This window comes from Streptomyces sp. NPDC086554 (assembly GCF_040686095.1).
GTDB lineage: Bacteria > Actinomycetota > Actinomycetes > Streptomycetales > Streptomycetaceae > Streptomyces.
This window is the reverse complement of record NZ_JBFBJK010000029.1, coordinates 106,732-119,326: the sequence shown is the minus strand read 5'-3', so window position 1 is coordinate 119,326 and position 12,595 is coordinate 106,732. Positions and strand designations below refer to the sequence as shown.

Annotated in this window: 9 protein-coding genes, 2 pseudogenes and 1 riboswitch; of the genes and pseudogenes, 5 read left to right on the top strand and 6 right to left on the bottom strand. The window is 69.6% G+C overall.

Annotated elements, in window-relative coordinates:
• Positions 1-155: 155 nt before the first annotated feature.
• The 5 genes from rlmN to AB0O76_RS36200 all read left to right on the top strand — a co-directional run bounded on the left by rlmN (position 156) and on the right by AB0O76_RS36200 (position 6,162).
• On the top strand, positions 156-1,262 hold the full coding sequence (rlmN, locus tag AB0O76_RS36220; protein WP_365500573.1) for a 23S rRNA (adenine(2503)-C(2))-methyltransferase RlmN: 1,107 nt from the start codon (positions 156-158) through the stop codon (positions 1,260-1,262).
• Positions 1,263-1,301: 39 nt separating this feature from the next.
• Positions 1,302-1,419, top strand: a riboswitch (TPP riboswitch).
• An 83-nt stretch (positions 1,420-1,502) separates the two neighbouring features.
• Complete coding sequence (locus tag AB0O76_RS36215; protein ID WP_365500570.1) at positions 1,503-2,588, top strand: thiamine ABC transporter substrate-binding protein; 1,086 nt, start codon at positions 1,503-1,505, stop codon at positions 2,586-2,588.
• Positions 2,564-4,249 carry an iron ABC transporter permease gene (locus tag AB0O76_RS36210; RefSeq protein ID WP_365500567.1) on the top strand — a complete coding sequence of 562 codons (1,686 nt, stop codon included), beginning with the start codon at positions 2,564-2,566 and terminating at the stop codon, positions 4,247-4,249. Before AB0O76_RS36215 ends, AB0O76_RS36210 begins: the two co-directional genes overlap by 25 nt.
• The gene (locus AB0O76_RS36205) at positions 4,249-5,301 is read left to right on the top strand and encodes an ABC transporter ATP-binding protein (RefSeq protein ID WP_365500564.1); all 1,053 of its coding nucleotides are present in this window, start codon (positions 4,249-4,251) and stop codon (positions 5,299-5,301) included. Before AB0O76_RS36210 ends, AB0O76_RS36205 begins: the two co-directional genes overlap by 1 nt.
• Before the next feature lie 69 nt (positions 5,302-5,370).
• Positions 5,371-6,162 carry a maleylpyruvate isomerase family mycothiol-dependent enzyme gene (locus AB0O76_RS36200; protein ID WP_365500561.1) on the top strand — a complete coding sequence of 264 codons (792 nt, stop codon included), beginning with the start codon at positions 5,371-5,373 and terminating at the stop codon, positions 6,160-6,162.
• Positions 6,163-6,502: 340 nt separating this feature from the next.
• Here AB0O76_RS36200 and AB0O76_RS36195 read toward each other — a convergent pair.
• The 6 genes and pseudogenes from AB0O76_RS36195 to AB0O76_RS36170 form a co-directional block, all read right to left on the bottom strand.
• Positions 6,503-7,596, bottom strand: a pseudogene (locus tag AB0O76_RS36195) (Rossmann fold nucleotide-binding protein).
• A 37-nt stretch (positions 7,597-7,633) separates the two neighbouring features.
• Complete coding sequence (locus AB0O76_RS36190; protein ID WP_365500558.1) at positions 7,634-8,038, bottom strand: VOC family protein; 405 nt, start codon at positions 8,036-8,038, stop codon at positions 7,634-7,636.
• 137 nt (positions 8,039-8,175) lie between these two features.
• On the bottom strand, positions 8,176-9,345 hold the full coding sequence (locus AB0O76_RS36185; RefSeq protein WP_365500555.1) for a hypothetical protein: 1,170 nt from the start codon (positions 9,343-9,345) through the stop codon (positions 8,176-8,178).
• Positions 9,346-9,725: 380 nt separating this feature from the next.
• Positions 9,726-10,415: pseudogene (locus tag AB0O76_RS36180) on the bottom strand (ATP-binding cassette domain-containing protein); the annotation flags it as partial.
• A gap of 197 nt (positions 10,416-10,612) precedes the next feature.
• Entirely contained in the window at positions 10,613-11,992 is a 1,380-nt protein-coding gene (locus AB0O76_RS36175; protein WP_365500552.1) for an aspartate aminotransferase family protein, read from the bottom strand.
• The gene (locus AB0O76_RS36170; protein WP_365500582.1) at positions 11,977-12,489 is read right to left on the bottom strand and encodes an Lrp/AsnC family transcriptional regulator; all 513 of its coding nucleotides are present in this window, start codon (positions 12,487-12,489) and stop codon (positions 11,977-11,979) included. Before AB0O76_RS36170 ends, AB0O76_RS36175 begins: the two co-directional genes overlap by 16 nt.
• Positions 12,490-12,595 lie beyond the last annotated feature (106 nt).

Genomic DNA, 12,595 nt, shown 5'->3' with positions numbered 1-12,595 from the left:
TACGATTGCCGGGCATACCGTTCGCCGCAAAGATTAGAGATCCATTCGGGTGGCGGGGCGGGGTGTCGGCCCGCAGTTCCTTGACATCGGGCCTGGAGACCACTCGCGAGCGGTGACCTGGTCACACTCCGCCCGTCTGAGACACTGGATTCACCATGCCTGTACCTGGAGAACTCACCTTCGTCGCGCCCCGCGGAGCCAAGAAGCCGCCGCGGCATCTCGCCGACCTCACGCCCGCCGAGCGCAAGGAAGCCGTCGCCGCCGCCGGCGAGAAACCGTTTCGCGCCAAGCAGCTCTCGCAGCACTACTTCGCGCGGTACGCGCACGACCCGGAGCAGTGGACCGACATTCCTGCCGGGGCCCGCGGGAAGCTCCAGGAGGCGCTGCTTCCCGAGCTGATGTCCGTGGTGCGGCACATCAGCTGTGACGACGACACGACCCGTAAGACGCTGTGGCGGCTCTTCGACGGGACGCTCGTCGAGTCGGTGCTCATGCGCTATCCGGACCGGGTGACGATGTGCATCTCGTCGCAGGCCGGGTGCGGGATGAACTGCCCGTTCTGTGCGACGGGGCAGGCCGGTCTCGACCGGAATCTGTCGACCGCCGAGATCGTGCACCAGATCGTGGACGGGATGCGTGCGCTCAGGGATGGGGAGATCCCCGGTGGGCCCGCGCGGCTGAGCAACATCGTCTTCATGGGGATGGGTGAGCCGCTCGCCAACTACAACCGGGTGATCGGCGCGATCCGCAGGCTGACGGATCCTGAGCCTGATGGTGTCGGGCTTTCGCAGCGTGGGATCACCGTGTCGACCGTCGGGCTTGTGCCCGCCATCCACCGGTTCGCCGACGAGGGCTTCAAGTGCCGCCTCGCCATCTCGCTGCACGCGCCCGACGACGAGCTCCGCGACACCCTCGTACCCGTGAATACGCGGTGGAACGTGCGGGAGGTGCTCGACGCCGGATGGGAGTACGCCGCCAAGTCGGGGCGTCGTCTCTCCATCGAGTACGCGCTGATCAGGGACATCAACGACCACGCATGGCGCGGTGACCGCCTCGGGCGGCTGCTCAAGAACAAGCCCGTGCACGTGAACCTGATCCCGCTGAACCCGACGCCGGGCTCGAAGTGGACGGCGTCGCGGCCGGAGGACGAGAAGGCCTTCGTGGACGCCATCGCCAAGCATGGGGTACCCGTCACGGTTCGTGACACCCGTGGCCAGGAGATCGACGGGGCGTGCGGTCAGCTCGCCGCGGCCGAGCGTTAGGCTGGCCGAAACACAACTTCACAGCCGGAACACATCTTCATATTCCGACAGGGGAGCGCCACAGCGCTGAGAGTGCGGCAGCCAAGGACAGGTTGGCCGCAGACCCTCTGAACCTTGCCCGGGTCATTCCGGGTAGGAAGTTCGGACATCACTCAAGCTGTTGCGCCCTGCCCGCGGACCCTTCCGGTCCGTGGGCAGGGCCGCGTCTCTTCCTGGTCACCCCCAGGAGGATTGAATTCAGTGAGCACCACCAAGAAGGTCACGGTCACCGCGGTCGCGGTGACCATCGGGCTCGTCGCGCTCTCCGCGTGCGGCAGCTCGGACAGCGGAGACAAGGCCGCAGACTCCAAGAGCGTCACGCTTGTCAGCCATGACTCCTTCAGCGTCTCCAAGGACGTACTGAAGGCGTTCGAGAAGAGCTCCGGTTACAAGGTCACCGTCCTCAAGGACGGGGACGCGGGCGCCGCGGTGAACAAGGCGATCCTCTCCAAGGACAACCCGCAGGGCGATGTCTTCTTCGGGGTCGACAACACGCTTCTGTCGCGTGCGCTCGACAACGATCTCTTCCAGTCGTACGAGGCCAAGGGCTCGGACCGGATCGCATCGCAGTTCCGCGTCGATCAGGACAAGCACCGTGTGACGCCCGTCGACAGCGGCGACATCTGCGTCAACTACGACAAGAAGTACTTCGCCGACAAGAAGCTGGCGCCGCCGAAGTCCTTCGAGGACTTGGTCAAGCCCGCCTACAAGAACCTGTTGGTCACCGAGAACGCCTCGACCTCCTCTCCCGGCCTCGGGTTCCTGCTCGGCACCGCCGCCCAGTACGGCGACGACGGCTGGCAGGGCTACTGGAAGAAGCTCAAGGCCAACGGCGTCAAGGTCGTCGACGGCTGGGAGCAGGCCTACAGCGAGGAGTTCTCCGGCTCCACGGGCGGCAAGAAGGCCAAGGGCGACCGGCCGCTCGTCGTCTCCTACGCCTCGTCGCCGCCCGTCGAGGTGCTCTACGCCAAGCCGCAGCCCAAGGAGGCGCCGACCGGCGTCGCGACCGGCACCTGCTTCCGGCAGGTCGAGTACGCGGGTCTGCTCAGCAACGCAAAGAACGAGAAGGGCGGCAAGGCGCTGCTCGACTTCCTGATCAGCAGCAAGTTCCAGGAAGACATGCCGCTGAACATGTTCGTGAACCCGGTGCGGGAGGGCGCCGAGCTGCCCGAGCTGTTCGTCAAGCACGGCGTGACGGTCGACAAGCCGGAGACCATGGCCCCGAAGAAGATCGCCGACAACCGTGATCAGTGGGTCAAGTCGTGGACCTCGCTCGTACTGAAGTAAGCACATCCCGTAAGGGGCTCTCGCGCGGGAGCGCGGCGCGGCTCGGTCTGATGGCCGTGCCCGTCGCGTTCTTCGCGGTCTTCTTCGCCTATCCGGTCGCCGCGATCGTCGCGCGCGGCCTGAAGGTGGGCGGGGAGTGGCAGTTCGGGCGGATCGCGGAGGTCATCGGGCAGTCCGATGTGCGGCACGTGCTGTGGTTCACCACCTGGCAGGCGCTCGCGTCGACCGCGCTCACGCTGCTGATCGCGCTCCCCGGCGCGTATGTCTTCGCGCGCTTCGAGTTCAGGGGCAAGCAGGTGCTCCGGGCCGTCGTCACGGTGCCTTTCGTGCTGCCGACGGTCGTCGTCGGGACCGCGTTCCTCGCGCTCGTCGGGCGCGGAGGGCTGTTCGACGAGATGTGGGGTCTGCGGTTCGACACGACCGTGTGGGCGATTCTGCTCGCGCACGTCTTCTTCAATTACGCCGTCGTCGTACGGACCGTCGGCGGGCTCTGGTCGCAGCTCGACCCGCGCCAGGAGGAGGCCGCGCGGATGCTCGGCGCCTCGCGCTGGAAGGCCTGGCGGACGGTGACACTGCCCGCGCTCGGTCCCGCGGTCGCGGCGGCAGCGCTGATGGTCTTTCTGTTCACGTTCACCTCCTTCGGCGTCGTACAGATCCTCGGCGGGCCCGCGTACTCGACGCTCGAAGTCGAGATCTACCGGCAGACCGCCCAGCTCCTCGACCTGTCGACGGCGGCCGTCCTGACGATCGTGCAGTTCATGGCGGTCGGCCTGATCCTCGCCGTGCACGCGTGGACCGTGCGCCGGCGGGAGACCGCCCTGAAGCTGGTAGACGCCTCCACGGTCGCCCGGCGGCCGCGCGGCGCCGGGCAGCGGGCGCTCCTCGGCGGTGTCATGCTCACCATCGCCGTACTGATCCTGCTGCCCCTCGGCGTGCTGATCGAGCGGTCGCTGAGCGGTCCGGACGGCTATGGCTTCACGTACTACAAGGAGCTGACATCGGCGGAAGGGGGTGCCTTCCTCGTGCCGCCGATCGACGCGGTGTGGAATTCGCTCCAGTACGCGCTCGCCGCCACCGCCATCGCCCTGGTGATCGGCGGTCTCGCCGCGGCGGCGCTCACGCGCAAGGCCGGTCGTCTGGTGCGCGGCTTCGACGCGCTGCTCATGCTGCCGCTCGGGGTGTCCGCGGTGACGGTCGGCTTCGGGTTCCTGATCACGCTGGACGAGCCGCCGCTCGACCTGCGCTCCACCTGGATCCTCGTGCCGCTCGCGCAGGCACTGGTCGGTGTGCCCTTCGTCGTACGCACCATGCTTCCCGTCCTGCGCGCCGTGGACGGACGGCTGCGCGAGGCGGCGGCCGTGCTCGGGGCGTCGCCGCTGCGGGCGTGGCGTGAGGTCGACCTGCCGATGGTGCGGCGGGCGCTGCTCATCGCCGCGGGGTTCGCCTTCGCCGTGTCCCTGGGCGAGTTCGGCGCGACCGTGTTCATCGCGCGGCCGGACAATCCGACGCTTCCGGTCGCCGTCGCGCGGCTGCTCGGGCGGGCCGGGGAGCTCAACTACGGTCAGGCGATGGCCCTTTCGGCGATCTTGATGGTGGTGTGCGCGGTGTCGCTGCTGCTGCTCGAACGGCTCCGTACCGACCGCACGACTGGGGAGTTCTGATGGGTGTGGCCGCGGGTGTGACTGCTGGTGTGGGTCTGCTGACGCTGGCGGACGCGACGGTGCGGTTCGGGGCGCGTGCCGTGCTCGACCGCGTCGACCTGGAGGTCGCCGAGCACGAGATCGTGTGCGTGCTCGGGCCGAGCGGCAGCGGCAAGTCGACGCTGCTGCGGGCCGTGGCGGGGCTGCAGGAGCTGGACGGCGGGCAGGTCCTCCTTGACGGCAGGGACCAGCGGGGGGTGCCCGCGCACAAGCGGGGCGTCGGCCTGATGTTCCAGGACCATCAGCTCTTCCCGCAACGCGACGTGGCGGGCAATGTCGCCTTCGGGCTGCGGATGCGCGGGGCATCACGGGGTGAACAGGGCAACCGGGTGGCCGAGTTGCTCGACCTTGTGGGTCTTCCGGGTGCGCAGCGGCGTGCCGTCGCCTCGCTGTCCGGCGGCGAGCAGCAGCGGGTCGCCCTCGCGCGTGCGCTCGCGCCGCGGCCCCGGCTGCTCATGCTCGACGAGCCGCTCGGGCAGCTCGACCGCTCGCTGCGGGAACGGCTCGTGGTCGAACTCCGGGAACTCTTCGACGAGTTGGGTACGACGGTGCTCGCGGTCACGCACGACCAGGGCGAGGCGTTCGCGCTCGCGGACCGGGTCGTGGTGATGCGGGAGGGGCGGATCGCCCAGTCCGGTACGCCACTTGAGGTGTGGCGGAACCCGGCGGACGAGTTCGTCGCGCGGTTCCTCGGCTTCGACAACGTCGTCGACGCGACGGTGGTCGGTGACGTCGCGGACACCGTGTGGGGCAAGATCCCCGTGCCGGAGGACGCGGCGGACGGGCGGTGCAGGCTCCTTGTGCGGCCCGCCGGGGTGCGGCTCGTGCCCGTCGACGAGGGGCTGCCGTGCATGGTGACGGCGCGGACCTTCCGGGGCACGCATGTCGCCGTACACCTGGAGCCCGGGTCGGGGCCGAGGCTCGAGGCGGCCTGTGCGCTGCGGGACGCGCCTGGGGTGGGGGAGACGGTGGGCGTCGCCTTTGATGTGGGGGACGTCGTGGTTCTGGGCTGAGACGTCCTGGGGGAGTGGGGGGCGAAACCCGGGTGCCCGGGGCGTCGCGGTCGATCTAGGGTGCGCCTCATGACGACTTTGGATTACGAACGCCACTGCGCCGAAATCGCCGGACAGCTGGGCCAGTTGCGGGCCACCCTGGCCGGAGCCGACCTTTCGGCCACCGTGCCGACGTGCCCGGAGTGGACGCTGGGGTACCTCGCCCGCCACATCGGCGGTGCCGTGCGCTGGGCCGAGCAGCTGGTCGCCACCGGGGCCACGGGGGACATCCCGGAGGAGGACATCCCGGGAATTCGTGGGCCGGAAGGTGACGACCTCGCCGCCCTCGACGCCTGGCTCGCGGAGACCGCCGAGCTCGCTGCGAAGACGTTCGGCGGTGCGCGTGCCGATACCCCGGTGTGGAGCTGGGCCGAGCCGCAGAACGCCGGGTTCTGGGCGCGGCGTATGACGCATGAGGTGGCCATTCACCGGGCGGACGCGGCGATCGCCGCGGGCGTTGCGTATGAGGTCGCGGCTGATGTCGCCGCCGATGCGATCGATGAGTGGCTGGAGATCGTGCGGTACGTGCAGCGGTCCCAGCCGGAGGACAGTGCCGCCGAGTTGCGGGGGGCGGGGCGCAGTATTCATCTGCATGCGACCGATGCGCCTGCCGGGCTGAATGCCGAGTGGGTCATTGAATTCGATGAGGACGGGTTCAGCTGGCGGCGGGGGCATGAGAAGGCGACCGTTGCTCTGCGGGGGCCGCTTACTGAGGTGTTGCTTGCGTTCTATCGGCGGCGGTCGCTGGACAGCGGGGCCGTTGAAGTGTTGGGGGAGCGGGAGTTGCTGGACTTCTGGTTGGAGCGGGCCTCGTTCGGGTGACTTGATTTCCCCAAACCCGCCCCTTCCCGAAAACCCGCTGGCGCGGGGGCCTGCGTGCCGTCATCACCGGCTTCGCCGAGTTCGTCCTCAAACGCCGGACGGGCTGGGAGATTCGCCGGGCGTGTTGGAAGGTCGCCGGACGGGCTGGGAGATTCGCCGGGGCGGGTTGGAAGGTCGCCGGACGGGCTGGGAGATTCGCCCGGGCGGGTTGGAAGGTCGCCGGACGGGCTGGGAGATTCGCCGGGCGGGTTGGAAGGTCGCCGGACGGGCTGGAAGGTTCGCCGGGCGGGTTGGAAGGTTCACTGGGCGGGCTGGAAGGCCGGGTGGCCGCCGCGCGGCGTCACGAGCTCGTCGTGCTCGCCCCGGCCGGCGGGAGGGACGCCAGTGCGTCCGGGACCTCCTCGACCCCGTCCACCAAGGCGATCGTCGGCTCCATCGAGCGGGCCTGCGCCAGCGCCTGCAGCAGGGGCCACGCCGGGAGGGTCTGCGTCCAGTGCGTGCGGTTGACCAGGATCATCGGCGCCGGCTCGCCACGGGACTCGTAGTAGCGAGCAGGCCGTCCTCCCGGGTCGCGTTGGCGAAGTACTTGGCCAGGTGGGTGGCGAAGGCGTTCGGCGGCTCGTGGCCGTAGAACCAGGTGGGGATGCCCACCGACGCGCCGCCGTCCGGCCAGCGTTCGCGGACGTCGAAGGCCACCCGCGCCCAGTCGGTGATCGACGGCGTGAACGACGGCGCCTTGGAGAGGAGTTCGAGCGCGTCGTCCAGCATCTCGTCGCGGAACACCGACGCGTACGCGCCCAGGTTCGCCGCCTCCATGGCGCCCGGACCGCCGCCCGTCGCGACCACGAACCCCGCGCGGGCGAGCGAACGGCCGAGCCGCGCGGCACCCTCGTACGCGTCCGTGCCACGGCCCATCGCGTGGCCGCCCATGACGCCCACCACCCGTGCGCCGACGAGCAGTTCGTCGAGGGCGTCGGAGATCGAGTCGTCGTGGATCGCGCGGAGCATCGAGGAGAAGATGTCCCCGTCCGCCTTGGTCTCCTGGAACCAGGCGTACGCGCGGGCGTCCGGCGTCGCGTCGTACCCACCGTCGGCGAGCCCCGCGAACAACTCGTCGGGTGTATAGAGAAGACCTCGGTACGGGTCGAACGGCAGACCCGGCACCGGCGGGAACACCAAGGCCCCCGCGGAGCGCACCGCGTCGGCCGCGCCCTCCTCCATCGGGCAGCCCAGGAACACCGCGCCCGTGGCGTCGCAGGACCGCAGCGCGGATGTGCGCTCCGTCAGATCTATGGCCTGGACGCGGCAGCCGGCCAGCGAGCCCCGCGCGGCGACCTCGTCGAACTCGGCGAGGGTCTCGATCTCACGGTCACCGCCCGGCAGTTGGGCGGGCGGCGACGCGTGGGCGGATGCTGGTTCGGGAGTCGACTGCATTCGCCCATGCTAAGCAGGCACCGCCGGACGGTCGTGCTCAGCCCTCGACGGCCGTCGGGTCCATCCACATGATTTCCCACGTGTGGCCGTCCAGGTCGTCGAAGCTGCGGCCGTACATCATGCCGTAGTCCTGCGTACGGCCCGCCGTGGCGCCGGCCGCCACGGCCTTGTCGACCAGCTCGTCGACCTTTTCGCGGCTCTCGGCGCTCAGACAGAGCAGCGCCTCGCTGGTGCTCCTCGAGTCCGCGATCTGCTTGTCCGTGAAGTCCTGGTAGCGCTTCTTGCCGAGCATCATCGCGACGATGGTGTCGCTGATCACGACGCAGGCGCAGTCGTCCGTGGTGAACTGCGGGTTGATCGTGTAGCCGAGCTCCGTGAAGAACTTCTTCGTGCTGTCGACGTCGTTCACGGCGAGGTTGACGAAGATCATCTGCTGGTACATGAGTGTCTCTCCCGTTGAGCTCTGTGTGGTCGGTGCGCGTCGTGTGCTGTGCGCTGTGCCGTACGGAGGGGTAGACGTCCGTTCGGCGCGGAACTCATCGCAGAGCGCGAACCTTTTTCCACCTCAGGTTTTCCACCTCAGACGAGTGGCAGCGCCGCCAGCGCCGCGACCAGCCACGTCAGGGGACCGAGCATGGCCGCGAGGGCGCCCGCGCGCAGTGCCGCCGAGCCGCGCAGCATCGTCACCGGCGCCCCCAGCTGCAGCAGCGCGGCCGTCGTGTCCGAGCGCGCGTTCCTCGCCTCGATCGCGGCTGTGGCCAGGGTGAGCACCGCGCAGCCCACGACGAGCAGCAGGCCGAGCGTGGTCAGCGGGCCGATGTCGGGGCGGTTGCCGGAGTGCAGCGTGAGCGCCGCGTACCAGCCCGACGCCACCGCGCACAGCACTCCGAGCGGCCGTCCGATCCGCCTGGCCTCCTCCTGGAGCGCGCGCCCCGCGAGCAGTCGCATCGCGCCGGGCCGTACCGCCTGCAGGATCCGTCCGCACAGATAGGTGAGGCCGGGCCCCGCGACCGCGAGGGCGAGCGCCGTGAGCCCCCACCCGGCGAGCACACCCGCGGAGCCGCCGGTGAGGCCGCCCGGCATGGCGAGGCCCGCGTCCCCGCCGGTCCGGCTCGCGTACGTTTCGACGGCGAGCCCCGCGGTGAGCAGCGAGACACCCCAGGGCAGCCCGCTCGGCGCGGGAGCGGGGGCGTCCGGCTGCTCCGCTTCGTCCTGCTCCCGCTCGGCGCCGCGCTTCGCGGGGCGCGGCCGGAGCACGAGGGCGCTGGCCACGGAGGCGGTCAGCGGCACCAGGGTGAGCAGGGTCAGCGCGGCGGCGAGCGGCAACGGCGTGTCGGCTGCGAGCAGTTGGGCCGCCGCGCCGTCGAGCGGGGGCCCCGCCAGATCGCCCCGCAGGTGCAGGAAGAGCAGCAGCGCCACCATCGAGCCGAGCGAGCAGGCGACGGCCGTGGAGATCGCGGCGAGCACCATGAGCTTGGCCGGGCCGAGCCCCATGGCGGAGAGCCCGGAGCGCGGCCGCGTCGCCGGATCGGTACGGGCGACGGTGACGGCGAAGTACACGGTGGCGGCGATCGGCGCCACGCACCAGGCGAGCCGAAGGGCGGCACCGCCCGACGCTTCCGGATGTCCCATCGCGTACCCGAGCGTGCACAGCAGCAGGAAGCCGGTGCCCGCCGAAGCGGCGGCGACGAGCAGACGGCGCAGCTGGACCAGGGGATGGGCGCCGCGCGCTAGACGGAGAGCGAGCACGCGGCCCGGCCTTCCGTGTCGGAGCCACCGGCGCTGCCGCCGGCACCGGCCCCTGCACGGGCACCCGAACCGGCGCTGCCGCTGGCACCGGCACTGACACCCGAACCGGCACCCGATCCGGCACCGGTGATGCCACCGGCCCCAGCACTGGCTCCCGAACTGGCACCCGATCCGGCACCGGTGATGGCACCGGCCCCTGCACGGGCACCCGGACCGGCGCTGGCACCCGATCCGGCACCGGTGATGCCACCGGCACCTGCACTGGCTCCCGAACCGGCACCGGCCCCAGCACTGGCACCCGATCCGGCACCCACACCCACACCCACACCGGCCCCCGCCCTAGCGGCGTCCCCAGCCAGCCCGGAATCACCCGCCGCCCCGGGCAGATGCACCGTGTTCACGCGCCGCCCGTCGAGCAGCGAGACCTTCCGGTCGGCGAGTGCCGCGACCTCCGTGTCGTGCGTGGCGAGGACGACGGTGATGCTGTGCGAGCGGGCCGCGGTCGTCAGCGTGCGCAGGACATGGGCGCGGTCGGCGCGGTGCAGCGGAGCGGTCGGCTCGTCGGCGAAGATCACCGACGGCATGGTGACCAGGGCGCGGGCGATGACGACGCGCTGGCGCTGGGCCTGGAGCAGCGCGTGCGGACGCTTGCGGGTGCAGTCGCCGATGTCGAGGCGCTCCATCCACTCCTGGGCGACAGTCCGTGCGCCGCGGTTCGGTGTGCCGCGCAGCATCAGCGGCAGCGCGACGTTCTCCCAGGCGGTGAGCTCGGGCACCAGGTGCGGCTCCGGGTCGATCCAGCCGAAGCGGTCGCGGCGCAGGCGCTCGCGGACCACGGGGCCCATCGTGTGCACCGGAGTGCTGTTGAACCAGACCTCACCCTGCTCGGGAAGCAGCTGGCCGGAGAGACAGCGCAGGAGGGTGGTCTTGCCGCTGCCGCGCGGGCCGCTGACGGCGAGGATCTCGCCCTCGCGGACACCGATCGATACGCCGGTGAGCGCGGGGGAGCCGTTGTGTGTGACGTGCAGGGCGCGGGCCCAGAGCACGTCGTTGTCCGGCGGGGCCACCATCACGTACACCTCGGTTCAGATCAGTTTGCCTCCCCCGTACGGGGGAACGAAGGCGGGGCCGATCGGTCACTGGGCACGCTAGGGATCCAGGCCGCGCTGCCTGGAAACGACGCGGCCCGGGGGCGCCCGTTCTCACTCGAACGGGCGCCCCCGGGGCCGGTGTTGATCCGTCTGTACGGATTACAGCTCTGTACGGATTACAGCTTCGTCCAGGCCTCCGTGAGGACCTGCCGCAGGATGCCCTCGATCTCGTCGAAGGTGTCCTGGTTGGAGATCAGCGGCGGGGCCAGCTGGACGACCGGGTCGCCACGGTCGTCGGCGCGGCAGTACAGGCCGTTGTCGTAGAGCGCCTTGGAGAGGAAGCCGTACAGGACGCGCTCGGTCTCCTCGTCGTTGAACGTCTCCTTGGTGGCCTTGTCCTTCACCAGCTCGATGCCGTAGAAGAAGCCGTTGCCGCGGACGTCGCCGACGATCGGCAGGTCGTGCAGCTTCTGCAGGGTCTTGTGGAACGCGCCCTCGTTGTCGAGGACGTGCTGGTTGAGACCCTCGCGCTCGAAGATGTCGAGGTTGGCGAGGCCGACCGCGGCCGAGACCGGGTGACCGCCGAAGGTGTAGCCGTGCAGGAAGGTGTTGTCGCCCTTGTAGAACGGCTCGGCGATCTTGTCCGAGATGATGCAGGCACCGATCGGGGAGTAGCCCGAGGTCATGCCCTTGGCGCAGGTGATCATGTCCGGGACGTAGCCGAACTTGTCACAGGCGAACATCGTGCCGAGACGGCCGAAGGCGCAGATGACCTCGTCCGACACCAGCAGTACGTCGTACTTGTCGCAGATCTCGCGGACCCGCTGGAAGTAGCCGGGCGGCGGCGGGAAGCAGCCACCGGCGTTCTGCACCGGCTCCAGGAACACGGCCGCGACGGTCTCGGGGCCCTCGAAGAGGATCTCCTGCTCGATCTGGTCGGCGGCCCAGCGGCCGAAGGCCTCGGGGTCGTCGCCGTGGATCGGAGCGCGGTAGATGTTCGTGTTCGGCACCTTGTGCGCGCCTGGGACGAGCGGCTCGAAGGGGGCCTTGAGGGCGGGCAGACCGGTGATGGACAGGGCGCCCTGCGGGGTGCCGTGGTAGGCGACCGCGCGGGAGATGACCTTGTACTTCGTGTGGTTGCCGGTGAGCTTGTGGTACTGCTTCGCCAGCTTCCACGCGGTCTCGACGGCCTCGCCGCCACCGGTGGTGAAGAAGACCTTGTTCAGGTCGCCCGGAGCGTAGTCCGCGAGGCGCTCGGCGAGCTCGACGGCCTTCGGGTGGGCGTAGCTCCACACCGGGAAGAAGGCCAGCTCCTGAGCCTGCTTGTACGCGGTCTCGGCGAGCTCGTGACGACCGTGGCCGGCGTTGACCACGAACAGGCCGGAGAGGCCGTCGAGGTACTTCTTGCCCTTGTCGTCGAAGATGTAGGTGCCCTCGCCACGCACGATGGTGGGAACGGGCGCGTTCTCGTACGACGACATGCGGGTGAAGTGCATCCACAGGTGGTCGTACGCGGTCTGGCTGAGGTCCTTGCTCACGGCTATCGGGTTCCCCACATATAGGTCTGCTTCTTGAGCTTCAGGTAGACGAAGCTCTCGGTGGAGCGCACGCCGGGGAGGGCGCGGATGCGCTTGTTGATCACTTCGAGAAGGTGGTCGTCGTCCTCGCAGACGACCTCCACCATCAGGTCGAAGGAGCCCGCGGTCATCACCACGTACTCACACTCGGCCATGGCCGTCAGTGCCTCAGCGACAGGATCCAGATCGCCCTCGACATTGATGCCGACCATCGCCTGCCGTCGGAATCCCACGGTGAGCGGGTCCGTGACGGCGACGATCTGCATCACGCCCTGGTCGAGCAGCTTCTGGACGCGCTGCCGCACGGCCGCTTCGGACAGGCCCACGGCCTTGCCGATGGCGGCGTACGGACGGCGTCCGTCCTCCTGAAGCTGTTCGATGATCGCCAGGGAGACGGCGTCGATGGACGACGAAGCGTTCCCGTGTCGGGAACTGCTGGAATCTGCGCTGCGACTGGCCACGACCCCATGGTGCACAGGACTCGACAGTTCCGCAAGGCCAGATCGATGAAATTCGTTGTTTGGAGGTTCGAACGTCACGGATTTCGCAGTTCTGGGCCGCTGGGTATGTTGAAAGCGTCGG

Bases quoted from the DNA above. Each gene is read 5' to 3' on its own strand.
- AB0O76_RS36200 (WP_365500561.1), top strand. From the start codon at position 5,371: ATGACGACTTTGGATTACGAACGCCACTGCGCCGAAATCGCCGGACAG.
- AB0O76_RS36205 (WP_365500564.1), top strand. From the start codon at position 4,249: ATGGGTGTGGCCGCGGGTGTGACTGCTGGTGTGGGTCTGCTGACGCTG.
- rlmN (WP_365500573.1), top strand. From the start codon at position 156: ATGCCTGTACCTGGAGAACTCACCTTCGTCGCGCCCCGCGGAGCCAAG.
- AB0O76_RS36190 (WP_365500558.1), bottom strand. From the start codon at position 8,038: ATGTACCAGCAGATGATCTTCGTCAACCTCGCCGTGAACGACGTCGAC.